At 69.7% G+C, this 23,403-nt stretch carries 22 protein-coding genes and 1 pseudogene; 15 read left to right on the forward strand and 8 right to left on the reverse strand.

Annotation, left to right across the window (positions count from 1 at the left end; all coding sequences use genetic code 11):
- Positions 1-2,085, forward strand: coding sequence for a hypothetical protein (locus tag ASF18_RS15870; protein ID WP_056352983.1), 2,085 nt, complete (start codon positions 1-3; stop codon positions 2,083-2,085).
- 4 nt (positions 2,086-2,089) lie between these two features.
- On the opposite strand, the gene ASF18_RS15875 is transcribed toward ASF18_RS15870, so the two are convergent.
- Genes ASF18_RS15875 through ASF18_RS15895 form a run of 5 tightly spaced genes read right to left on the reverse strand, consistent with a single transcriptional unit; the run spans position 2,090 to position 8,376 of the window.
- Positions 2,090-2,980, reverse strand: coding sequence for an alpha/beta hydrolase (locus ASF18_RS15875; RefSeq protein WP_056352984.1), 891 nt, complete (start codon positions 2,978-2,980; stop codon positions 2,090-2,092).
- A 43-nt stretch (positions 2,981-3,023) separates the two neighbouring features.
- Positions 3,024-3,527 carry an N-acetyltransferase gene (locus tag ASF18_RS15880; RefSeq protein ID WP_056352985.1) on the reverse strand — a complete coding sequence of 168 codons (504 nt, stop codon included), beginning with the start codon at positions 3,525-3,527 and terminating at the stop codon, positions 3,024-3,026.
- Entirely contained in the window at positions 3,524-4,627 is a 1,104-nt protein-coding gene (locus ASF18_RS15885; protein ID WP_056212538.1) for a microcin C ABC transporter permease YejB, read from the reverse strand. Before ASF18_RS15885 ends, ASF18_RS15880 begins: the two co-directional genes overlap by 4 nt.
- A gap of 9 nt (positions 4,628-4,636) precedes the next feature.
- Positions 4,637-6,496, reverse strand: a complete 1,860-nt coding sequence (locus ASF18_RS15890; protein WP_056352987.1) for an extracellular solute-binding protein — start codon at positions 6,494-6,496, stop codon at positions 4,637-4,639.
- The gene (locus ASF18_RS15895) at positions 6,493-8,376 is read right to left on the reverse strand and encodes an extracellular solute-binding protein (RefSeq protein WP_056352989.1); all 1,884 of its coding nucleotides are present in this window, start codon (positions 8,374-8,376) and stop codon (positions 6,493-6,495) included. Before ASF18_RS15895 ends, ASF18_RS15890 begins: the two co-directional genes overlap by 4 nt.
- A 220-nt stretch (positions 8,377-8,596) precedes the next feature.
- On the opposite strand from ASF18_RS15895, the gene ASF18_RS15900 reads away from it, so the two are divergent.
- Positions 8,597-8,851, forward strand: coding sequence for a hypothetical protein (locus ASF18_RS15900; RefSeq protein WP_056352991.1), 255 nt, complete (start codon positions 8,597-8,599; stop codon positions 8,849-8,851).
- A 65-nt stretch (positions 8,852-8,916) separates the two neighbouring features.
- A pseudogene (locus ASF18_RS23130) lies at positions 8,917-9,178 on the forward strand (type II toxin-antitoxin system PemK/MazF family toxin).
- Between the two features lie 102 nt (positions 9,179-9,280).
- Here the strand turns inward: ASF18_RS23130 and ASF18_RS23135 are convergent.
- On the reverse strand, positions 9,281-10,159 hold the full coding sequence (locus ASF18_RS23135) for a cytochrome c family protein (protein ID WP_082487638.1): 879 nt from the start codon (positions 10,157-10,159) through the stop codon (positions 9,281-9,283).
- 315 nt (positions 10,160-10,474) lie between these two features.
- Here ASF18_RS23135 and ASF18_RS15910 point away from each other — a divergent pair, with 315 nt between their 5' ends.
- The 5 genes from ASF18_RS15910 to ASF18_RS23765 all read left to right on the forward strand — a co-directional run bounded on the left by ASF18_RS15910 (position 10,475) and on the right by ASF18_RS23765 (position 14,408).
- Positions 10,475-11,218: a 3-deoxy-manno-octulosonate cytidylyltransferase gene (locus tag ASF18_RS15910; RefSeq protein ID WP_056352993.1), complete on the forward strand. Its 744-nt coding sequence runs from the start codon at positions 10,475-10,477 to the stop codon at positions 11,216-11,218.
- A 24-nt stretch (positions 11,219-11,242) separates the two neighbouring features.
- The gene (locus ASF18_RS15915) at positions 11,243-12,100 is read left to right on the forward strand and encodes a prephenate dehydratase (RefSeq protein ID WP_056352994.1); all 858 of its coding nucleotides are present in this window, start codon (positions 11,243-11,245) and stop codon (positions 12,098-12,100) included.
- 304 nt (positions 12,101-12,404) lie between these two features.
- Positions 12,405-13,691 carry an oxalate/formate MFS antiporter gene (gene oxlT / locus ASF18_RS15920; RefSeq protein WP_056354450.1) on the forward strand — a complete coding sequence of 429 codons (1,287 nt, stop codon included), beginning with the start codon at positions 12,405-12,407 and terminating at the stop codon, positions 13,689-13,691.
- Between the two features lie 123 nt (positions 13,692-13,814).
- Positions 13,815-14,015 carry a hypothetical protein gene (locus tag ASF18_RS15925; RefSeq protein ID WP_056354453.1) on the forward strand — a complete coding sequence of 67 codons (201 nt, stop codon included), beginning with the start codon at positions 13,815-13,817 and terminating at the stop codon, positions 14,013-14,015.
- A 234-nt stretch (positions 14,016-14,249) separates the two neighbouring features.
- Positions 14,250-14,408, forward strand: coding sequence for a hypothetical protein (locus ASF18_RS23765; protein WP_156389716.1), 159 nt, complete (start codon positions 14,250-14,252; stop codon positions 14,406-14,408).
- Positions 14,409-14,493: 85 nt separating this feature from the next.
- Here ASF18_RS23765 and ASF18_RS15930 read toward each other — a convergent pair whose 3' ends face one another.
- A complete protein-coding gene (locus ASF18_RS15930) occupies positions 14,494-15,219 on the reverse strand; it encodes a tyrosine-protein phosphatase (RefSeq protein ID WP_056352996.1) in 726 nt (241 codons plus the stop codon).
- 214 nt (positions 15,220-15,433) lie between these two features.
- Between ASF18_RS15930 and ASF18_RS15935 the strand changes: the two genes are divergently transcribed.
- The 3 genes from ASF18_RS15935 to ppa all read left to right on the forward strand — a co-directional run bounded on the left by ASF18_RS15935 (position 15,434) and on the right by ppa (position 17,018).
- Positions 15,434-15,940, forward strand: a complete 507-nt coding sequence (locus ASF18_RS15935) for a GNAT family N-acetyltransferase (RefSeq protein WP_056270834.1) — start codon at positions 15,434-15,436, stop codon at positions 15,938-15,940.
- A 75-nt stretch (positions 15,941-16,015) separates the two neighbouring features.
- Positions 16,016-16,345 (forward strand): hypothetical protein, encoded by a 330-nt coding sequence (locus ASF18_RS15940; RefSeq protein WP_056352998.1) that lies wholly within the window; start codon positions 16,016-16,018, stop codon positions 16,343-16,345.
- Between the two features lie 124 nt (positions 16,346-16,469).
- A complete protein-coding gene (gene ppa, locus ASF18_RS15945; protein WP_056212520.1) occupies positions 16,470-17,018 on the forward strand; it encodes an inorganic diphosphatase in 549 nt (182 codons plus the stop codon).
- 84 nt (positions 17,019-17,102) lie between these two features.
- On the opposite strand, the gene ASF18_RS15950 is transcribed toward ppa, so the two are convergent.
- Positions 17,103-18,359: an FAD-dependent monooxygenase gene (locus tag ASF18_RS15950; protein WP_056353000.1), complete on the reverse strand. Its 1,257-nt coding sequence runs from the start codon at positions 18,357-18,359 to the stop codon at positions 17,103-17,105.
- Positions 18,360-18,620: 261 nt separating this feature from the next.
- Between ASF18_RS15950 and tesB the strand changes: the two genes are divergently transcribed.
- The 4 genes from tesB to ASF18_RS24810 all read left to right on the forward strand — a co-directional run.
- On the forward strand, positions 18,621-19,499 hold the full coding sequence (gene tesB / locus ASF18_RS15955; protein WP_056353003.1) for an acyl-CoA thioesterase II: 879 nt from the start codon (positions 18,621-18,623) through the stop codon (positions 19,497-19,499).
- Positions 19,500-19,841: 342 nt separating this feature from the next.
- On the forward strand, positions 19,842-20,180 hold the full coding sequence (locus tag ASF18_RS15960) for a P-II family nitrogen regulator (RefSeq protein ID WP_055948310.1): 339 nt from the start codon (positions 19,842-19,844) through the stop codon (positions 20,178-20,180).
- A gap of 90 nt (positions 20,181-20,270) precedes the next feature.
- The gene (locus ASF18_RS15965) at positions 20,271-21,776 is read left to right on the forward strand and encodes an ammonium transporter (protein ID WP_056212514.1); all 1,506 of its coding nucleotides are present in this window, start codon (positions 20,271-20,273) and stop codon (positions 21,774-21,776) included.
- A gap of 313 nt (positions 21,777-22,089) precedes the next feature.
- On the forward strand, positions 22,090-23,403 hold a 1,314-nt coding region (locus ASF18_RS24810), incomplete at its 3' end, for a DNA translocase FtsK 4TM domain-containing protein (RefSeq protein WP_244472731.1).

Below are 23,403 nucleotides of genomic sequence, written 5' to 3' on the forward strand. Positions count from 1 at the left end.
ATGCTGAGCCTCAGCTTCAGCCCCCTGGTGCCCTGGCCGGTGCTGATCGCCTTCGGCGTGCTCGTCTTGGTCTTCGCGGTGCTGGCCTTCCTGGCCCGGGGCCGCACCGCGATCCTGCGGGCGCTCGCCCTGGCCCTGGTGCTTCTCGCGATCGCCAACCCGTCCCTGGTGCGCGAGGATCGCGAACCGGTGAAGGACATCGCCGCCATCGTGGTCGACCGCTCGGGCTCGCAGGCCCTCGGCGACCGGCCGGCGATGACCGATGCGGTCCGCGCCGAGTTGCAGCGTCGCTTCGGGGCCCTGACCAACATCGAGCCGCGCTTCATCGACGTGCCCGACGCCAAGGAGGGCGACGAGGGCACCCGGCTGTTCACCGCCCTGTCGCAGGCGCTGGCCGACGTGCCGGCCGAGCGCCTGGCGGGCGTCGTCATGCTCACCGACGGCGTGGTCCACGACATCCCGGCCTCGGCGGCGGCCCTGGGCCTCAAGGGGCCCCTCCACGTCCTCGTCACCGGCCATCCGGACGAGCGCGACCGGCAGATCAAGCTGATCGAGGCGCCGCGTTTCGGCATCGTCGGGCGCGACCTCACCATCCGGGCCGAGGTGATGGAGCGGGGTGGAACCGGCAGCGCCACCGTGACCGTCCGCCGCGACGGCGAGGAGGTCGGCCGCCGGACCTTCCCCACCGGCCAGCCCTTTTCCCTGACCATGCGGATCGAGCATGGCGGCCCGAACGTCGTGGAGATCGAGGTCGAGCCGCTTCCCGGCGAGCTCACCACGATCAACAACCGCGCGGTCCTACCGATCGAGGGCATCCGCGAAAAGCTGCGGGTGCTCCTCGTGTCCGGCGAGCCGCATCAGGGCGAGCGCACCTGGCGCAACCTCCTGAAGTCCGACGCCAACGTCGACCTCGTTCACTTCACCATCCTGCGCCCGCCGGAGAAGCAGGACGGGACGCCGATCTCCGAGCTCTCGTTGATTGCCTTCCCGACGCGCGAATTGTTCGTCCAGAAGATCAAGGATTTCGACCTCATCATCTTCGACCGCTACGCGAACCAGAGCGTGCTGCCCTCGGCGTATTTCGACAACATCGTCCGCTACGTTCGCGAGGGCGGCGCCCTGCTGATCGCGGCCGGACCCGAATTCGCCTCGCCCTCCAGCCTGTCGCGTACGCGGCTGGCCGCGATCCTGCCCGGCGAGCCGAACGGGCGGGTGCTCGAGCAGCCGTATAAGGCGGCCCTCACGAACATCGGCAACCGCCATCCGGTGACCCGCGCCCTGCCGGGCTCGGAGGCCTCGCCGCCGGCCTGGGGAGACTGGCTCCGCATCGTCTCGACGCAGGTGAGGCCCGGCATCCAGCCCATCCTGCAGGGTCCGAACGCGCTGCCGCTGCTGGCCCTGTCGCGCGAGGAGAAGGGCCGGGTCGCCCTGCTTACCTCGGACCATGCCTGGCTGTGGGCGCGCGGATACCAGGAGGGCGGGCCCTATCTGGATCTGCTGCGGCGGCTCGGTCACTGGCTGATGAAGGAGCCGGCCCTGGAGGAGGAGGCCCTGCGGGCCCAGACCACGGGGCACGGGCGCGAGGTCCGCGTGGAGCGCCAGACCATGGCCGACACGGCCGAGCCCGTCTCCGTAACGGGTCCGACCGGTCGCCAGCGCACCCTGACGCTGACCCAGGGTGAGCCGGGCCTGTTCTCGACGACCTTCGAGGCGACCGAGCTCGGCCTCCACACCCTGCGGTCCAACAGCCTCGTCGCCTTCGTCAGCGTCGGTCCGCCGAACCCGCGTGAACTCGCCGACGTCTTCAGCGACACCGAGCGCCTGAAGGCGCTCGCCGAAGGCACCGGCGGCTCGATCCGCCGAATCGCGGACGCCGCCGGAGGCACGGTGGTGCCACGCCTGCAGTCCGTCCGCAGCGGCCGTCTCGGCGGCGCCGACTGGATCGGTTTCCGCCCCAGCGACAGTGCCAATATCCGCGGCGTCGAGGTCTATCCCCTCGCCCTCGGCCTCTGGGCGCTCGTCGCCCTGGCCGGTGCCGTGTTGGCGATGTGGCTGGTAGAGGGCCGGCGCGGACGGGCCATGTGACGCGTCACGCCGGCAGCCGCTCGAAGAATCGCGCGATCTCGGCCGCAGCCCGGTCGGGGTCCTCACGGTGAGGGAAGTGGCCCACGCCGGGCATCGGCGCGAGGTCGAGGTCCGAGAATGTCTCGCCGAGGCGATCCGTCCAGGCGTAGGGGAAGAGCGGGTCGGAAACGCCCCAGCGGACGCAGGTCGGCACGGCGATCGGGGGCAGCACGGGTGCCTCGCCACGAATCATCGCCAAGCGGCCGGCCTGTGAACTGACGTACCAGTTGAATCCGCCCTGGAGGTTGCCGGGGGCGAGGAAGTTGTCGGTGAAGGCGTCGAGCACATCGTCGAACGCGGCCGGGTTCCCGCCGGCCCAGTGGTGCAGGAAGTGACCGATATAGAGCCGGCAGCCCTCGCGCGAGGCCCCGACCTGCGCCGCCGCGAACGGCTTCACGTGGTAGGATTGATACCAGATTTCGGCGAGCATTTCGGGTGCGGCGAGGCGTGGGCCGATGCCCGGATAGGGGCAATTGAAGGTGAAGAGCCCCGTGAGCCGTTGCGGGGCCGCCCGGCCGAGGGCCTGCACCACGTAGGCCCCGACATCGTGGCCGACGACGCCGACGCGGTCGAGGCCGAGGGCATCGAGCAGCGCCACGACATCGTCGGCGTGCACCTCCGCGCCGGCCTTGGCGGACGGCAGCGCATCCGGCTTCTCGCTGGCGCCGAAGCCGCGCAGATCCGGTGCGATGAGCTCGAAGCGGCCAGCGAGGCGCCGCATCACCGGCTCCCAGGTCAGCCAGAATTCCGGCCAACCGTGCAGCAGCACCAGCGGGCGGCCGTGCCCGAGCCGCGCCACATGGAGGGCAACGCCGTTCGCCGTGATCGTGTCGTGCCGGATTGCCGTCGCGTCCATCGTTTCCATCCCTGCCGGCGCCGGGTCGGCGCCCTCGGCGGAGTCAACGCCGGCGGAGGGCGGTGACGTTCCCCGAGACCGTTGCGGCCGCGCCGGCGCGCAGTTCGCGCCAGAGGAAGCGGGCCGGGTCGACGGGGGAGGGCGGAATGAGACGCCCGAACGGGATCGGCGCGAAGCCGAAGCGCCGGTAGTAGGGCGTGTCGCCGATCAGGATGACGAGGCCGTGGCCGGCGGAGGTCGCCGCGTCGAGGCAGGCCGTCATCAGGGCGGCGCCGATACCGCGCCCCTCGAAGCTGGGATCGACGGTGAGCGGCCCGAGCACGAGGAGCGGATCGCCCGCCTCGGCCGGACCCACCCGCACCGAGCCGACGAGGTAGGTCGCCACCAGGGCGGTGAAGCAGAGCTCGGCGACCGGTGCGGTCCCCTCGCGCAGGCGGTAGGCCGTGCGGGCGAAGCGGCCCGGACCGAACGCGCGGGCATGGAGCCGTTCGATCGACTCGGCGTCGCTCGCGTGCTCGTGCCGGATGACGAGGGGGAGGGTGGTCACGTTGCCCGAGCCGAGAAATCGATGCGCGGGTCGATCCAGGTGTAGATCAGGTCGGAGAGCAGGTTCACCGCCAGCCCGAGCAGGGAAAAGATGTACAAGGTCGCGAACACCACCGGATAGTCGCGCCCGACGATGGAGGTGAAGGACAGGAGCCCGAGCCCGTCGAGGGAAAAGATCGTCTCGATCAGCAGCGAGCCCGTGAAGAAGGCCGAGATGAAGGCCGCCGGAAAGCCCGCGATGACGATCAGCATGGCGTTGCGGAAGACGTGCCCGTACAGCACCCGCCGCTCGGACAGGCCCTTCATCCGGGCCGTGAGCACGTACTGCTTGCGGATCTCGTCGAGGAACGAGTTCTTGGTCAGCAGGGTCGAAGTCGCGAAGGCGCCGAGCACCAGGGCCGCCAGGGGCAGCGTCATGTGCCAGGCGTAGTCGACCACCTTGCCCCAAAGGCTCAGGGATTCGAAATTCTCGCTGGTCAGGCCCCGGATCGGGAAGATCTGCACGAAGGACCCGCCCGCGAACAAAATGATCAGCGCGATGCCGAACAGGAAGCTCGGGATCGCGTAGCCGATGATGACAACGGTCGAGGTCCAGAGGTCGAAGCGCGAACCGTCGTGCACCGCCTTGCGGATGCCCAGCGGAATCGAGATCGCGTAGGAGATCAGGGTCATCCAGAGGCCCAGCGAGATCGACACCGGCAGGCGCTCGCGGATCAGCTGCAGCACCGATACGTCGCGGAAATAGCTGTTGCCGAAATCGAACCGGACGTAATCCCAGATCATCTTGGCGAAGCGTTCGGGCGCCGGCTTGTCGAAGCCGAATTGCTGCTCGAGCTTCTTGATGAAGGCCGGATCGAGCCCCTGCGCGCCGCGGTAGCGGGCATTCGCCTCGCCTCCGCCGCCGCTGCGGGCGGCGCCGCCGAGGTCGCCGGCTCCGCCGGTTACCCGCGACAGGCTTCCCTCGTTCTGGCCCTGGAGCTGGGCCAGCACCCGCTCCACCGGGCCGCCGGGGGCGAACTGCACGATGACGAAGGTGATGAGCATGATCCCGAAGATGGTCGGGACCATGAGCGCGATGCGGCGCAGAATGTAGCCGAGCACGGGTGTCCCTCAGGTTCGGCCGATGCGCCGGGCCTTGGCAGCATCGTACCACCAGACGCTCGGCGCGCCGAGATCGTAGGTCGGCCCCTTGGCCGGACGGCCGTAGACGTCCCAGAGGGCCAGCCGGTGATCGGCCTTGTACCACATGGGTACCCAGTAGCGGCCGGCCCGCAGCACCCGGTCGAGGGCGCGCGCGGCGTGGATCATGTCGGTGCGAGAGGTCGCCTCCGTCACCCGCTCGATCAGGGCGTCGATGGCAGGGTTCGCGATGCCCGCCAGGTTGCTCGAGCCGGGCGTGCCGGCGGCGCGCGACCCGTAGGCCTCTCGGAGTTCGGGCCCCGGCGTGAGCCCGCTGGCGAAGCGGCGGGCGGTGAGGTCGAAGTCGAAATCCTTGACCCGAGCCTGGTACTGCGACGGATCGACCAGCCGGATGCTGGCGCGGATGCCGATCAGGCCGAGGTTGCGAATGAAGGGCTGCGTCACCGGCTGGAACACCGGGTCGTTGTCGAGGAACTCGATTTCCAGCGGCTTACCTGAAGCCAAGCGGATCACGCCGCCGTCGCGGGTGCAGCCGGCTTCCCGCAGCAGGGCCACGGCGCGGCTGAGCAGGGCGCGGTCCTGGCCCGAACCGTCTGAATTCGGCGGGCTCCAGGCCTCGCCGAAGACCTCCGCCGGCAGGTCGCCCCGCATCGGGTCGAGGAGGGCCAGCTCCTCCGGCGCCGGGCGGCCGGTGGCCTTCAGGTCCGAGTTCTCGAAGTAGGAGGCCGTGCGGAGATAGGCGCCGTACATCAGGTTGGCGTTCGACCAGTTGAAGTCGAAGCACAGGCCGATCGCCTCGCGTACCCGGGGATCGCGAAAGGCCTCGCGGCGGGTGTTCATCCACCAGCCCTGCGTGCCCGAGGGACGGGCATCGGGCACCGTCTCCCTGCGGACGCGGCCCTCCTGCACGGCGGGGAAGTCGTAGCCCGTGGCCCAGACCCGGGCGGTGAACTCCTCGCGGAAGGTGAAGGCGCCGCCCTTGAAGGCCTCGAACGCGACCTGGCGATCGCGGAAATACTCGTACCGGATGGCGTCGAAATTATTCTGGCCCACATTCACCGGCAGCTCGGCGCCCCAGTAATCCTTCACCCGCTCCAGCTCGATGAAGCGGCCCGCCTCCACGCGGCCCACCTGGTAGGGCCCCGAGCCCAGGGGTGGCTCCAGGGAGGAGGCCTCGAAATCGCGCTTGGCGTAGTAGGTGGCGGAGAACACCGGCAGGGTGGCGACGAAGAGGGGCAGATCGCGGCTGCGGCGGGGCGCGAAGCGCAGGGTCACCGTGGCGTCGTCCTCGGCGACGGCCTCGGCGAGGTCGCGGATCACCTGCGAGATCTCGGGGTGGCCCTTCTCCTTCAGGAGGCGCATCGACGCCGCCACGTCATGGGCGGTGAGGCGCGCGCCATCGTGGAAGCGGGCCTGCGGCCGCAAGCTGAAGCGGTAGGTCAGCCCATCCTCGGAAATCTCCACCGAGCGGGCGAGGAGCCCGTAGAGGGCGTCCGGCTCGTCGAGGGCGCGGACCATCAGCGAGTCGAAGGTCAGGTTCATGCCGGCGGCGCCGTCGCCGCGCAGGACGTAGATGTTCAGGGTGTTGAAGGTGTCGGAGGCCTGGTTGCCCAGGGTGGCGGCGAGCTGCGCCGAGAAGCGCCCCCCCCGCGGCGCGTCCGGGTTGACGTAGTCGAAGTTCGGGAAGTCGGCCGGGTATTTCAGGTCGCCGAAGCTCGACAGGCCGTGGCTGGTGCGGGCCGCCGCCCGGACGGGGGGCGGCAGCACCAGAGTCGCCCCGAGGGCACCGGCGCCTGCGACGACCGCACGCCGGGTCGGGCCGGCGCTCAACGCGGGGCCCCGGTCTTGGCCGCCAGGGCTTCGTCGTACCACCAGGTCGCGGGGAAGCCCGAGCTGCCGTATTTCGGAAGCACCGCCGGGTGCCCGAAGCGGTTCCAGCGCAGGGTGCGCGAGACGTTCGAGCCCCATTGCGGCACGACGAAGTTGTGGGCCAGCAGCACCCGGTCGAGGGCGTGGGTCGCCGCCAGCACGCCCGGGCGATCCTTCGCGAAAATTACCTTCTCCACCAGGGCGTCGACGCCTGCGTCCTTGATGCCGATGAGGTTGCGCGAGCCGGCCTTGTCGGCGGAGGCCGAACCCCAGTACTCGCGCTGCTCGTTGCCCGGGGAGAGGGATTCCGGCCACGAACTCGTGGTGATGTCGAAATCGAAGGCGCGCAGGCGGTTCTGGTACTGGGCCTGGTCGATGACCCGCAGGGTGCTGTTGATGCCGATGAGCTTCAACTGCGCCGCGTAGGGCAGCACGACCCGCTCGAACACGCTCTGGAATTCCAGGAACTCAACGGTGAGCGGCTCGCCGCTCTTGACGTCGGTCATCTGGCCGTTTCGCAGCTCGTAGCCGGCCTGCTTCAGGAGGCCGACGGCCTCGCGCAGATTGGCGCGCACCGCGTCCGGCGTGCCGTTGACGGGGTTCGTGTAGGGCGTGGTGAAGACGGAAGGAGGGACCTTGTCCTTCACGCCGTCAAGGATCGCCAGCTCGTCGCCCTGGGGCAGGCCGGACGAGGCCAACTCCGAGCCGAAATAATAGGAGTCGATCCGCTTGTAGAGGCCGAAGAACAGCGACCGGTTCATCTCCTCGAAGTTCATCGCGAGATTGAAGGCTCGGCGCACCCGCGGATCGGCGAACTTCGCCCGGCGGGTGTTCAACACAAAGGCCTGCATGTTGCCGTTGCCGCGATCCGGGAACTCCTCCTTGATCAGGCGGCCCTCCTTCACGGCGGGGAAAGTGTCGTAGGCGGTGGCCCAGTTGCGCGCCACGTTCTCGGCCCGGAAGTCGAACAGGTCGCCCTTCAGCGCCTCGATCAGCACCGTCGCATCGCGAAAATACTCGTTGCGCATCGTGCCGAAATTGTTGCGGCCGACATTCACCGGCAGGTCCTTGCCCCAGTAATCGGCTACCCGCTCGTAGGTGGCGCTGCGCCCAGCCTCGAACTTCGCCAAGCGATAGGGTCCCGAGCCCAGGGGGATCTCGAGGGTGGTCTGGGTAACGTCGCGCGGCCGCCCCTGCGCATCCGTACCGGTCCACCAGTGCTTGGGCAGCACCCGCAGCTGGCCGAGCACCTGCGGCAGCTCACGGTTGCCGGCTTCCGAGAAGGTGAAGGTCACCTCGCGCGGGCCGGTGACGACGGCCTTGGTCACGGTCTGGTAATAGGCCGAATAGAAGGGGCTGTTCGCCTTCAGGACGTCGAAGGACCAGACCACGTCCTCCGGTGTGATCGGCTGGCCGTCATGCCAGCGGCCCCCTTCGCGCAGGCGGTAGGAAACGGCGGACAGGTCGTCGGCGAGGCGCACGCCGTCGGCCAGGAGGCCGTAGGACGTGAACGGCTCGTCGGCCGATTCCGTCATCAGGGTATCGTAGATCTGGACGATCCCGCCCTCGAGATCGCCCTTCAGACCCGAGACCACGTAGTTGAAGTTGTCGAAGCCCCCCTGAGCCCCCAGCCGCACGAGGCCGCCCTTCGGCGCGCTCGGGTCGGCATAATCGAAATGCTTGAAGTCGGGGCCGTATTTCGGTTCGCCCATCAGCGTGATCGCGGGCATCCAGGCGCCCTTCGGCGCGGCGGGATCCGGATCGGGGGCGGCCCGGGCGGACAGGGCACAGGCCAGGAATGCGAGGGTGGCGAGGAGGCGTCCGATCAGGGCAATTCGCATCACGGGCAGGCGGTCTCCGGATTCCGGGTGCGCGGGTCCGCCGCCGCACCGGCGACGGCAGGCGGGTGTTCTAGGACGGACCGGCCGCGAACGCCAAGCCGGCGTGTGCGCGCACGGCCCCGTCCCGATTTGCGAGCGAGCGACCGCGGCGCGGCGCCTCAAGCCATAGGCCCGGTGGTATGCTTCACATGTACGACAGAAGCGTCATGCAGGAGCCATCATGGCCCAGGACAGCGCGGTTTTGCAGGTACGGCTCGATGAGCGCTTGAAGCAGGCCTTCGCGGATGCGGCGAGGCGGGACAGCACCACCCCGTCCGGGGCGCTGCGCGCCCTCGTTCAAGCCTACGTGCGCGAGAGCCGCCGGAAGGAGGCGCGGCGGCAGAGCCGGCTGGTCGCCGCCGCGCCGGACGCGGATGAGACGGAGGCTCTCATCGCCGACGTACAAGATCTCGGGGATGTGGAATCTCGGTCGTGACCGGACGGCAGGCGATCGTGATCCTCGCCACCAAGGGAAGCTATACGAGCAAACCGCGACCGTGCGTGGTCATCCAAGCGGACAGCTTTCTCCACACGGACAGCCTCACGCTGTGCCTGATGACGAGCGCGCGTGTGCTGGGGGCGCCGATGCTCCGGATCGACGTTGAGCCCAGCCAACGGACTTCGCGAACCCAGCCAGATCCAGGTCGACAAGATCGTCACGGTCCCGCGCGTGAAGGTCGGGAGCATCGTCGGGCGTCTGGAGGACGCCTACATGCGCCGCCTCGAAGAAGCCGTGCAAGAATTCCTCGACCTCGGCCGCTGACGCAGGGTTACCTCGAACGAAGAGGCCGGGCTCTGGCCCGGCCTTGGTCACTCTCCAGATATCTCGCTCAGAGCATCTCGGTCCGCGGCGAAGACTGGCGTCTTACTGCCCGGCCGGCTTCTCGGCCGGCACGGTTGCGGCCGGAGCGGGCGGCGCGGCGGGGGCTGCCCCGACCGGGGTATCGTCGGCGGGCTTCACGGATGCCGGCTTGTTCGCCTCTTCGCCCGCGACGGTGGGCTTGGCGGCCGTCGCCGGGTTGGCGACCTCCGGCTTCTGGTCCTCGGTCGACTTGGAGGCGTCCGCAGGTTTCGGCGCCTGCTCGCGCCGCACTTCCACCGCGGGCTTCGACTCGGGATCGGGCTTGGCCTCGGCCGGCTTGGCATCCCCGGTCTTTGCGGCGGCCGGTTGGGCTTCGGCCGGCTTGTCGCCCTCGGCCTTCTTCTCCACGGCCGGCAGCGGCGCCGGGGTATCGGCGAGGCTGTGCAGGTAAAGGATCACGTCGGCGCGCTCGGTGGGCGAGGTGATACCCGCGAAGGCCATCTTGGTCCCGGGGACGTAGCCCTTCGGGTTGGTCAGGAAGTGGTCGAGCTCGTCGTAGGTCCAGGTGCCGCCCTTCTCCTTGAGCGCGGCCGAGTACTCGAAGCCGGGCTCGTGGGCGCGCTGGCGGTCGACGACGCCCCAGAGATGGGGGCCGACCTTGTTCGGGCCGCCCTTCTCGAAGCTGTGGCAGGAGGCGCACTTCTTGGCCGCGGCCTGGCCCTTCTCGACGGTGGCGCTGGCCAAACGGATCGGCAGGGGCTCGGCCTTCGCCTCGGGCGCGGCGCCACCGGCAGCCTTCGGCTGCGGCTCGGGCAGGGCATAGCCCGCATTGCCCGCGGGCTTGGGATGATAGATCAGCTCGGCGACGAAGCCCGACCCCACGGCGAACAGCAGCGCGCCGAGCGCGGCACCCGCGACCTTGTTCAGCTCGAAAGAGTCCATTCTCGACAACTCCGGTGCGGCCGGCCTGAGGGGGAGAATTCAGGGCGAAGTCCAGCGCGTACCTGTGCCGGACTTTGGAAACGGTCGAGGGTGCTTAGCTGCTGAAGCCCGACCTTGACAATGGCCGAGTCACGCTTCGCGTAGTCGCAGACGGGCAGGTGTCGCCGCCATCCCTCACTTCTTCAGACGCGGGCGGGCGCATCCGGTTCCCGCCTCGCCCGACGCGGCTTTCCCGGCCCGGCGCCACATCGCCAGCATGACAACCCGGGGCGCCGCTGGTAAGCACCGGCCCCAGCCGGAGCAGGGCCCAGACCGATGTCCGATCCCATCGTCCTCATTCCCGCGCGCATGGCCGCGACCCGCCTGCCCAACAAGCCGATGGCCGATCTCGCCGGAGAGCCGATGATCGTGCATGTCTGGCGCCGCGCCGTGGAGGCCGGCATCGGCCCCGTGGTGGTGGCCACCGACACGCCCGCCATCGTCGAGACCATCGAGGCCGTGGGCGGCCTTGCGGTCCTGACTCGGGCCGACCATCCCTCCGGATCGGATCGTCTGGCCGAGGCCCTGGAGATCATCGATCCGCAGGGCAACCATGACGTGGTGGTCAATGTCCAGGGCGACTTACCGACCATCGACCCGGGCATCATCGGCGCGGCGATCCTGCCGCTGGCCGACCGCTCCGTCGACATCGCCACCCTCTGCGCCATCATCACCGAGGATTCCGAGCGGCGTGATCCCAACGTGGTCAAGCTCGTCGGCCACACGGTGGGCACCCGCCGCCTGCGCGCGCTCTACTTCACCCGCGCCGAGGCGCCCTGGGGGGAGGGGCCACTCTACCATCACATCGGCCTCTACGCATATCGCCGGAAGGCGCTCGCCCGCTTCATGGCCCTGCCGCCCGGCGAGCTCGAGGCCCGCGAGAGGCTGGAGCAGCTCCGCGCCCTCGAGGCCGGGATGCGCATCGACGCCATCGTCGTCGACGACCTGCCTCTGGGTGTCGACACCCCCGCCGACCTTGCGCGCGCCCGCGCCATCCTGTCGGCCCGCCGCCTGAACTGAAGCGCCCCGGAAAGACCAGCCCGCATGCCCCAGCACATCGTCTCCTACCAGGGCGAGCCCGGCGCGAACTCCCACATCATCTGCGCCCAGGCCTATCCGGACTGGACCCCGCTGCCATGCCCCACCTTCGAGGACGCCTTCGCGGCCGTGAAGGAGGGCCGCGCGACGCGGGCGATGATACCCATCGAGAACTCGATCGCCGGCCGGGTGGCGGACATCCACCACCTGATCCCGACCTCGGGCCTGCATATCGTCGCCGAGCACTTCCTGCCGATCCATTTCCAGCTGATGGTCCTGCCCGGCACGTCCGTGGCGCAGATTCGGACGGTGCACAGCCACGTCCACGCCCTCGGGCAGTGCCGCAAGATCATCCGGCGTCTCGGCGTCCGCCCCATCGTGGCCGGCGACACGGCAGGCGCCGCCCGCGAGGTGGCGGAGGCGGGCGATCCCACGCGCGGCGCTCTCGCCCCCGCGCTGGCGGCCGAGGTCTACGGCCTCGACATCCTGGAGCACGACGTCGAGGACGAGAGCCACAACACCACCCGCTTCGTCGTGTTCTCGCCCGAGCCCGAGCCGGTCTCGCCCGAGGCCGGCCCGATGGTCACGAGCTTCGTGTTCCGGGTCCGCAACATTCCGGCGGCCCTCTACAAGGCGCTGGGCGGCTTCGCGACGAACGGCGTGAACATGTCGAAACTCGAGAGCTACATGGTCGACGGCCAATTCGTCGCGACCCAGTTCTACGCCGAGGTGGATGGCCATCCGGAGGAGCCGGGCCTGTCGCGGGCGCTGGCCGAACTCGGATACTTCTCGCGCGAATTGCGGATCATCGGGACCTACCTGGCGCATCCCTACCGTGAGGCGAGCCGCATCGCCGCGGAATAGGGGCTCCGCCCCGTCGCTCCCTCGGCAAGGGCAGGATCGCACCGGGGCCGGCCGCCGCCATGCCGCGGCGGATGGCCCTCTTGGCCGTTCCGCGGGCCGGGGCCGCGCGTTCGGTGTGCGGCAGCCGACCCATGGGCATCCTCCCACAACCAGCACGATGATACACGGCGCCAGCCTCCGCGCGGTGTCCGGTCACCATCGCACGTCCGAACCGACATCTCATTCCCTGGTATATTGCATACAAAGAAATTTGATGCATGCTGGCACGATCGGGGCGAACAATCCGATCGAGAAGGAATTCGGGATGGAACGTCAGGACTCACCGTCCGCCAAGTGGTGGCAACTCGCCTTCGGCGTGCTCTGCATGGCGATGATCGCCAACCTCCAGTACGGGTGGACTCTGTTCGTCGACCCCATCGACACCAAGTTTCACTGGGGCCGCGCGGCGATCCAGTTCGCGTTCACCATCTTCGTGGCCACCGAGACCTGGCTGGTGCCGGTCGAAGCCTGGTTCGTCGACCGCTACGGCCCGCGCATCGTGGTCTGCTTCGGCGGCATCATGATCGCCCTGGCGTGGTTCCTGAACGCCCACGCCGATTCCCTCTTTCTGCTCTATGCGGCGGCCGTCATCGGCGGCATCGGCGCCGGGTCCGTCTACGGCACCTGCGTCGGCAACGCCCTGAAGTGGTTCCCGCATCGCCGCGGCCTCGCCGCCGGCGCCACCGCGGCCGGCTTCGGTGCGGGCGCGGCGGTCACGGTGGTCCCGATCGCCAAGATGATCGCCACCAACGGCTACCAGGATGCGTTCCTGTTCTTCGGACTGGGTCAGGGGGCCATCGTGGTCCTCCTCTCGTTCTTCCTGCGCAGGCCGTCCCAGGCCGTGCCGGTCCAGCGCAAGACCCTGCGCCTGCCGCAGGCCAAGGTCGATCGCACTCCGCGCGAGGTGGTGCGCACCCCCGTCTTCTGGCTGATGTACGTGATCTTCGTGATGGTCGCCTCCGGCGGGCTGATGGCGGCGGCGCAGATCGCCCCGATCGCCCACGACTTCAAGGTCGCGGACGTCCCCGTCAGCCTGTTCGGACTGCAGATGGCAGCGCTCACCTTCGCGATCTCCCTCGACCGCATCTTTGACGGCTTCGGACGCCCGTTCTTCGGCTTCGTCTCCGATAATCTCGGGCGCGAGAACACCATGTTCATCGCCTTCTCGATCGCCGCCCTGGCGATCATCACCCTCCTGACCTACGGCACGTATCCGCTGGTCTTCGTGTTCGCCACGGCGGTGTATTTCGGCGTCTTCGGCGAGATCTACTCGCTGTTCCCGGCGACCTGCGGCGACACCTTCGGTTCGAAGTTCGCCACGACGAATGCCGGCCTGCTCTACACCGCGAAGGGCTCCGCCGCGTTCCTGGTGCCAATCGCCAGCGTCATCTCGGCCAAGTACGGCTGGTCGGCGGTGTTTTCGATCATCATCGGCCTCAACGTCGTGGCGGCGATCCTGGCGATGTTCGTGCTCAAGCCCCTGCGCCTGCGCTACCTGAACGACGAGACCGTCGCGATTCCCGTCGCGGCCCGGCCTGCCCAGGCCGCCTGACGCGCAGGCCGTCCCGCGTGCGGCGGGCGTCGACGTCCGATCGGCCGAATGCGTGCCGATCGGGCGATGAATCGAACCGACGGTTGGATCGAGGTCGAGGCCGTCCCGGAACCGAGGTTTTCCATGAACATTGCGGCGGCACTCACCCTCCAGACGCTCCCGTTCGCCGGCATCGTCCTGGCCGGTCGCGACGACCAGGATCTCTTTGCAGTCGTGTATCTCGGTGCGGTGGGCCTAATCCTGACGCTGATCATCCTCACCGGCGAAAGTCCGAGCGACGTCTCGTCCTTCGCCACGGATCTCGAAAGCCTGTTCGTCAACTGATTGCTGCGTCGCGAAATCCATCGCGACCGAGACAAGCGTCTTCGCACGGGAATCCGGTCAGCCCTGCAGGATGGACGATCGAGCGATGCGGACGTCGCGGGGCGACAGTCCTTGAGACGGAGGGCCGCCCCCAGCCCTGCGTCGACGGCATGAGTGGTGTGTAGAATTCAGTATACCAACGGAAATGGTGCGGTGCCATATCAGGTGCAACGCAATCGCCCTGGAACACCACCGATGATCGCTCTTCTCGTCCTCGCCGCCGTCGCTCTCAACGTCTCGCTGGTCTTCGTGGCCGCGAACCTCCTGACGCCGAACAACGGCCCGCTTTCCAATTCCGGCCGCTTCATCGCCAGCAACGAGAACGCCCCGTCGACGATCCGCCTCGCCGCCTGAGGCGATTCCGCCGGGCGTCCACGCCCTGGCGAACGGTCCATGAAAAGCCTGCCCGGCCCGGCCGCGGCGGGTTTTTCGTGCCCGGCTATTCGCGCTTGATGATCCGGTCCACCACGAGGTCGGACCAGAAGCCGGGGCGGAACGAGCGCTTCAGCGCCTCGGGATCGTATTCGGTCTCGACCCAGGTCAGGAAATCCAGGCCCTTGGGCTCGCCCTCCCGGCGGTAGAGCGCGAAGAACGCGTCGAGGATACCGGTCTTGGCGAACCGGAAATGGCCGTAGCGGGCCGAGAGCTGGCCCATGGCCTCCGACACCGGCAGGCCCTCGTGCAGGATGAGGTAGAGCGCTGCCGCGAGGCCGGCGCGGTCCGCGCCCGACTTGCAGTGCATCATCGCCGGGTACGCGACCCCGTCGAAGAACGCCTTGGCGGCCAGGATGGTCTCCCGCGAGGGCGCCTCCCGCGAGCGCAGCACGAACTCCACCAGGGTCAGGCCCTGCCGCTCGCAGGCCTCGCGCTGGAGCGGCCAGGAGCCGTGCTCGCGCCCGCCGCGCAGGGAGATCACGGTGCGGACCCCCTGGCGCTTGAACCAGGCCAACTGGTGCGGCGTCGGTTGGGCGGAGCGCCACAGCTTGCCCGCGCCGATCCGGTGGCGATTCAGGTAGGCGAGGCGGAACACCCCGTGATCCACCAGCAGCATGTTCGCCCAGGCCTTGGCCCGCGAGACCGGGCCGGCGATCGGGCGCTCGAAGCGCGCGATCCGCGCCATGCGCCGGGCGTAGCGGGTCTCGTACGAGAGGAAACGGTTGAACACGGGGACGGTGGGACCGCTCTGTCGGGGACGGGGAGGGGCTGATCTACCAGTGCGCGGCGGCCGCGGCAAACGCGCTGTGGAGAGCGGGGAGCAACCGGCATCGACCTTGCGTTGCTCCCCGTCGCCTTGTCTTCGCCCGGATCGTCGCCTCCGATGCGGTGGTCGACACCGATTGCGAACCGTCCATCGTCTTCATCGAGCGCGGGGATCCGTCATGCGAACGAGCACCACCAGCATCCGCCGCGCCCGTCCGGCCGACGCCGACCCCCTGGCGGACCTGTTCGACGAGACCTGGCGCGAGGCCTACCGGGGGATCATCCCCGGGGTCGCCCTGGAGCGGATGATCGCGCAGCGCAGTTCGCAGTGGTGGCTCGGGGCCACCCAGCGCAGTCGACCCCTCGTGGTGGTCGAGCAGGCGAGCACCATCGTCGGCTACGCGGTCTACGGACCGGCGCGGGGCCGCATCCTGCAGGCACCCGGCGAGATCGACGAACTCTACATCCGCCCGGCCTACCAGGGTCTCGGGCTCGGCCGCCGCCTGTTCCGGGCGGTTTCCAACGACCTGGCCGACCACGGCCTGACCCGGGTCGGGGTCTGGGCGCTCGAAGGGAACGAGCGGGCCTGCGCCTTCTATGCCGGGCTCGGCGGCATCGCGATCGGCCAGGCTGTCGACCGGATGGCCGGAACGGTTCTGCCCAAGGTCGGTTTCCGATTCAGCTGACTTCGCCGAAGCCTGCGCCGCCCCTGCGGTCCGGCTCGGCAAGTCGGATCCTCGGGCGAGCGAGCGGGACGACGGATGAGCGTGACGGCGGCGGATTGGGACAGGCGGGTCACGGACCTCAGCGCGAAGCTGCCGGACCGCATGCGCCGCGCCGTGGACTGGCTGCGCGAGCCGTCGCGGATCTGGGTCCGCCTCCTTGCGGCGATCCTCTTCATCCTCGGCGGCATCTTCTCGATCCTGCCGATCCTCGGCCTGTGGATGCTGCCCCTGGGTCTCGCCCTCTTGAGCCAGGACGTGCCCGCCCTGAAGGTTCCCCTGGAGCACGCGGCCCGCTGGATCGAGCGCATGGTCCAGCGCCTCGCCGCGGCCTGGCGCCGGCGCTTCGGTCCCTCGGACCGGCCCTGAAACGCGCCCGACAATTTCGTGCAAACGTCGCCGCCCGCCGCACGGTACGATTTCCTTCGCGGCGGAAGGGCCTTAAGACACCCGGCAACGGGGCCGGAATGCCCCTGCTTGCGGGAGCACACATATGATCATCGACGCGGTCTCGATCGGCAAGAATCCGCCTGACGACGTGAACGTCATCATCGAGGTACCGATCGGTGGCGACCCGATCAAGTACGAGATGGACAAGGAGGCCGGCGCCCTGGTGGTCGACCGCTTCCTCTATACGGCGATGCACTACCCGGGCAATTACGGCTTCATTCCGCACACCCTGTCGGGCGACGGCGATCCCTGCGACGTGCTGGTGGCCAACACCCGCGCCATCGCCCCCGGCGCCATCATCAGCGCCCGTCCGATCGGCGTCCTCGTGATGGAGGACAATTCCGGCGAGGACGAGAAGATCATCGCCGTGCCGTCGCGCCACCTGACCATGCGCTACGATCGGATCGAGAACTACACCGACCTTCCCGACATCACGATCCACCAGATCCAGCACTTCTTTGAGCACTACAAGGATCTCGAGCCCGGCAAGTGGGTCAAGATCAAGCGCTGGGGCGGCAAGGACGAGGCGCACCGCCTGATCCTCGAGGGCATCGAGCGCGAGAAGGCCAGCAAGGCCGCCAAGGGCAAGTAACGGCCCCCGGCACGTCGTCCTCGGAGACCGGCAATTCGCAGCACGGCGGTCCCTTCCTGACGGAAGGGGCCGCCGTTTCGCGTGTCAGAGCGCCTCGCCGCGCATCAGGCGCGGCTGCGGCCCGCGCGCGGCGGCGGCCTCGCCGATGAAGAGTCGCTTCAAGCCGGGAAGCCGGTCGACGAGGCCGAGGCCGAAATCGCGGGCGAGGCGCAGCGGCGTCACGTCGTTGGAGAAGAGGCGGTTGAGCCCGTCCGTCACCGCCCCCATCGCGACGGTGTCGAAGCGGCGCGCCCGCTCGTAGCGCTTGAGCACGTCCGGGCTTCCCGGATCGAGACCAAGGCGGAGCGCGTCGGTGACCGCTTCCGCCAGGACCGCCGCGCCGGCGAGGCCCAGGTTCAGGCCCTGGCCGGCGATCGGGTGGATGACGTGCGCGGCATCGCCCAGGAGCGCCAGGCGCTCGCCCCGGAAGCTGCGGGCCATGCCGAAGGCGAGGGGATGCGCGCTCGGGCCCCGCTCCAGCGCCAGGCGCCCGAGGTTGAGGCCGAATCGGCGCTCGATCTCCGCCAGGGTCTCGTCGGGGCCGCCTCCGGTCAGGGCCGGCACGTCGGCCGATCGCTCCGTCCACACGATGGACGAGCGGTGCCCGAGGGCGCCCCCGTCCACCAGGGGCAGGATGGCGAAGGGGCCGCCGGGCAGGAAGTGCTCGTAGGCCCGGCCCGCATGGTCGCGTTCGTGCCCGATCGTGGCGACGAGCCCCATCTGCGGATAGGACCAGCCGACCCAGCCGATCTTCGCGGCCTCGCGCAGGCGCGAGCGCGCCCCGTCCGCGGCGACCAGGAGCGCAGCCTCCAGCACGCGTCCGTCGGCAAGCGCGATGCGGGTGGTGGTGCCGGCGGGCGTGGCCTCGAGAAGGCCGGTGGGTTCGAAGAGCACCCCGGCCGCCTCGGCCGCCGCGAGCAACGCGGCCGCGAGGGGCTCGGCCTCGACCATATGGGCGAAGGGCGCGCCGGCCTCCGCCTCCTGCGCGAAGGTGAGGAAGACCGGGCGCACCGGGTCCGACAGGCGGCTGTCGCTCACAACCATGTCGTGGATCGGCTGCGCCGCCCCCTGCACCGCATCCCAGATGCCGAGGCGCGCGAACATGCGCCGGCCGCCGGCCGCCACCGCGTAGGCTCGCCCGGCATGGCGCGCCGCCCCGGCGCTCAGAGCGGGATCGCAGACCGTGACCGTCAAGGCCGGGCCGTTGGCCTGGGCCAGCGCAAGGGCGAGCGTCAGGCCGGGAATGCCGGCGCCGGCGATGACCACGCTGCGCCGGTTTCCGCGCTTCTCCGATCCGTCCATGCCGATCCCCGCCGCCCTCGCTGCCAGGGAGGGAGTGCCATTCCCCGGCGCTGGGGGCAACGCGCGGCGTCAGGGATCGGGCCCGCGCCATCGTCGCTGGGGCCGGTCGCCGAAATTGGCCCGAAGCCCTGCCATCCGATCCTCGCGATCCGATCCTTGCGATCCGATCCTTGCCATCGGAATGGTTCACATGTGAAGGATCGCCCGTGGCGCCGCGGCGCCCACCCGGCCCGGAGATCGCCGGGCGACCAGGGAAGCGGCATGACCGGCATCGTCACCGAACTCCTCGACATCCTCGACCTGAAGAGCCTGGAGCCGGATCTTTACCGGGGCGAGAGCCTGCAGACGGGCTGGTTCCGGGTCTTCGGCGGGCAGGTCGTGGCGCAGGCGCTGGTGGCGGCAACCCGCACGGTGCCGGAGACCCGGCCGCCGCACTCGCTCCACGCCTACTTCCTCCTCGGCGGCGATCCGAAGGCCCCCATCGACTACGCGGTGGAGCGCATCCGCGACGGCCGCAGCTTCACCACCCGCCGCGTCGTCGCGCACCAGCACGGCCGGGCGATCTTCGCGATGTCGGTCTCCTTCCATGACGCGGAGGCGGGCGCGACCCATCAGGCGACCATGCCGGACGTGGCTCCCCCGGAGGAGGTGCCGGAGGCGCCTGCCGCCACCGCCGACGCCGCCCGGCGCGGGCTCGCGATCCCGGCGCCGATCCTCTCCTATTTCGGCCGGCGCCGGCCCATCGAGCTGCGGCCCGTCGAGATCGAGCGCTACCTGCGCCGGGCTCCGCGGGAGCCGCGCTTCCACGTCTGGATGCGCGCCGTCGACCGCCTGCCCGACGATCCGGCGATCCACCGCGCCGTCCTCGCCTACGCCTCTGACATGACGCTCCTCGACGCCACCCTGATCCCGCACGGCCAGACCGTGTTCGACCCGGAGATCCAGTCGGCGAGTCTCGACCACGCCCTCTGGTTCCACCGGCCGTTCCGGGCCGACGACTGGTTGCTCTACGCCCAGGACAGCCCGAGCGCCGACGGGGCCCGGGGCTTCGCGCGCGGTCAGATCTTCACGCGCGACGGCACCCTCGTGGCGTCCGTGGCCCAGGAAGGCATGATCCGGCCGCGCCGCGCCGAGGCCTGACCGGCTCGGCGCAACCGGCGAAAAACGCCTGCGCCGTGCACGAATTGCCTGCCTGGTCGGCTCTGTGCCTAATCTGCGGGCAAACTTGGCCGTCCAAACGCCGCGTCATGAGTCAGTGACCGGATACTTCTTGGGCAGATGTGGGTTCGGCAAAAAAGTTCCGTTGGCATAGTCCTTGAATATGGGTGCGGGTGAACGGGTCGGAAGCGGCCCGGGCGCACCGGCCGGTCCGATCGTGTCGCGACGCTTGCGTGCGCCGGCCGGTGGCCTCCACGCGCGCATGTGTCTGTCCACTCGGTTCACCTCGTCGAACTCAACTCGTAGCTTAAGGGGGCGTCGCCCATGAAAATCGTGATGGCCATCATCAAGCCGTTCAAGCTGGAGGAGGTCCGCGACGCTCTGACCGGCATCGGCGTCCACGGCCTGACCGTGACCGAGGTGAAAGGCTACGGACGCCAGAAGGGCCACACCGAGATCTACCGGGGCGCCGAGTACGCCGTGAGCTTCCTGCCCAAGCTCAAGATCGAGGTGGCCGTGGCCTCCGACCTGGTCGCGAGCGTGATCGACGCGATCGCGGCCGCCGCCCGCACGGGCCAGATCGGCGACGGCAAGATCTTCGTCGTGCCCCTCGAGAAGGCCGTCCGCATCCGCACCGGCGAGACCGACGTCGACGCCCTCTGAGGCGACCGCCTGTCCGGACGATCGCGTCCGGGCGCCCCTGACACGTCCCCTTCACATCAACATCGCACCGCGATCGGGAGTCTCGTTTCCATGAAGCTTCGCAATGCCCTGGCGCTCGGGCTGGGGGGTGCCGCGCTGGCACTCCTGTTCATCGAGCCATCCCTTGCGCAGACGCCCACGGCGGAGGCCGTGACGGCCGCCGCGAGCGCCGCGCCCGTCCCGAACAAGGGCGACACCGCCTGGATGCTCATCTCCAGCGCCCTGGTGCTGCTGATGGTCGTGCCCGGCCTCGCCCTGTTCTACGGCGGCCTCGTTCGCACCAAGAACATGCTCTCCGTCCTGACGCAGGTCTTCGCCATCGCCTGCATCTCCTGCCTGCTGTTCGTGATCTTCGGCTACAGCCTCGCCTTCACCAACGGCGGCGGCCTCAACGACTTCGTCGGCGGCCTGTCCAAGGCCTTCCTGAAGGGCATCGACGCGAACTCCACCGTCGCCACCTTCTCGAACGGCGTCGTGATCCCCGAATACGTCTACATCTGCTTCCAGATGACGTTCGCGATGATCACCCCGGCCCTCATCGTCGGCGCCTTCGCCGAGCGGATGAAGTTCTCGGCCCTGGTCGTGTTCATGATCCTCTGGACCACGCTGATCTACTTCCCGATGGCGCACATGGTCTGGTACTGGGGTGGCCCGGACGCGGTCGGCAACGCCGCCAAGGCGCTGGCCGCCGCCACCGACGACGCCTCGAAGGCGACCGCCCAGGCGGCCCTCGACGCGGTGAACGCCGATGCCGGCCTGCTCTTCAAGTGGGGCGCCCTCGACTTCGCCGGCGGCACCGTGGTGCACATCAACGCCGGGATCGCGGGATTCGTCGGCTGCCTCATGCTCGGCAAGCGCATCGGCTACGGCCGTGACCTGCTCGCCCCGCACTCCCTGACCATGACGGCGATCGGCGCCTCGCTCCTCTGGGTGGGTTGGTTCGGCTTCAACGCCGGCTCGAACCTCGAGTCCAACGGCACCGCCGCCATGGCCATGCTCAACACCTTCGTGGCCACCGCCGCCGCAGCCCTCTCCTGGCTGTTCGTGGAGTGGATGCTGAAGGGCAAGCCGTCCCTCCTCGGCATGCTGTCGGGCGCCATCGCCGGCCTCGTGGCCGTCACCCCGGCCGCCGGCTTCGCCGGCCCGATGGGCTCGATCATCCTCGGCCTCGTCGCCGGCGCGGTCTGCTTCATCATGTGCTCCACGGTGAAGAACGCCCTCGGCTACGACGACTCCCTCGACGTGTTCGGTGTCCACTGCATCGGCGGCATCCTGGGCGCCATCGCCACGGGCCTGCTCGTGAACCCGGACTTCGGCGGCGTCGGCCTGCCCGACTACACCTCCAAGCCCGGTGAACTCGCGGTCGGCGCCTACGAGACCAGCGCCGCCCTGATGAGCCAGATCAAGGCCGTCGGCTTCACCATCGTCTGGTCGGGTGTCGGCTCCGCCATCCTGTACAAGCTCGTCGATCTCACCATCGGCCTGCGCGTCACCCAGGACGAGGAGCGCGAGGGCCTCGACATCGCCGATCACGGCGAGCGCGCCTACAACTACTGAGCCATACGACGCCCCCGGGCGTCGGACGGAAAGGCCCCGGTCCCCGCGACCGGGGCCTTTCTCGTTCCGGCCCCCCGGTCGAGCGGGCTCTGCGCAGGCGTCCCGCGGTCTCACGGGGCCGTGAGACGGGACCTGCCCGGTCGCTTGCCACCTGCCCGCGAAGCGCCCACCGCACCGGAACGACTCGATGCCGGAGCGACCCAGGGAAGGACGGCATTGCAACGGTGCGCGCAGGGAAGTCTCAACCTTAGCCAGCCGTTAACTCCGGCGACGCTACCGTCGCCGGACAGTTCCCCATCGTGTCTGGTACCGCATGCGCTCGCTTCGCCGTTCCGCATCGCCCTACGATACTTTCGTCGACAGCTTTCGCCCGTTCCTGGCCAAGCGAATGACGGAGTTGGGCGGTCTCGTGCTGTTTGCCGGTGCCACCGCGCTGACGGTCGCCCTGGCGACGTGGTCGATCGACGATCCGAGCCTCAACCACGCCACCGACCACCCGGCCCACAACGTCCTGGGCACCGGCGGCGCCGTGGTCTCGGACCTGGCGATGCAGCTCCTGGGGCTCGGCTCCCTGGCCTTCGTGCTGCCCCCGGCGCTCTGGGGCATCCAGTTGATGCGCACGCGGGCGCTGCCCCGGGGCGGCCTGCGCCTGACCCTGTGGATCATCGGATTCTTCGCCGCGAGCGCGGTGGCGAGCGCGCTGCCCTCGACGGCGCGCTGGCCCCTGCCCACCGGCCTCGGCGGCGTCGCCGGCGACGCGCTGATGCATGCCGCCCGCACGATGCTCGGGATCGTGGCGACCCCGTTCCGCGCCTTCGCGGGCTTCCTCTTCGCCGGCGTCGCGATCCTGTGCCTCACGGGGGCCTGCCGGGTCGGCGAGCTCGATGCGGAGGATCTCGACGCTTACGACGCGCCGCCGGCCCCCGTGCGCCAGCCCGCGCGCGGCCGGCCCGACGCCAGCCAGGACGGACGCTACGAGGACGACGAGCCGAGCCTGGGCATCGTCTCCCTCGGGGCGATGGCGCAGGCCCTGATGGGCGGGCGCACGGCCCTGGCGGCGCGCATCGCCGATTGGCGCGCCGAGCGCGCGGCCGCGGCCACAGCGCTCGCCTATGCGGGCGCCTCGCCGGCCCTCGCCGCGCAGCGCGCCTTCGCGGCCCCTGAGGACGCCCCCTGGGCGACCCACGCCCCCGATGCCCGGGTGGCCTCGTCGGACGGCCGGCGCGAGCCGGTCTTCGACGCGCCGCCGCAGGCGCCGTCCGCGTCGCGGCGCCCTCCGGTGCCCGTGCATCACGGCGACGAGGAGGCCGACGACACGGACGAGGTCGAGGCCGCGCCCGTCGAGGCCGCCGCGCCGGCGCGCTCCCGGGTGGCGCCCGCGGCCCCGCCGCCCGTCCCGGCCGCCGCCCGTCGCGCGGCTCCGCCCCAACCCCTGAATGCCGAGAACTACCGGCATCCCGCCCTGGAGCTCCTCGCCGACGCGCCGCGCCTGCCTGCCTCGAGCCAGATCTCGTCGGAGGCCCTGGAGCAGAACGCCACCCTGCTGGAGGCGACCCTCAGCGACTTCGGCGTGCGCGGCGACATCCTGGCCGTGCGTCCCGGACCCGTCGTCACCCTCTACGAGCTG

Source organism: Methylobacterium sp. Leaf89, assembly GCF_001422215.1.
Lineage (GTDB): Bacteria > Pseudomonadota > Alphaproteobacteria > Rhizobiales > Beijerinckiaceae > Methylobacterium.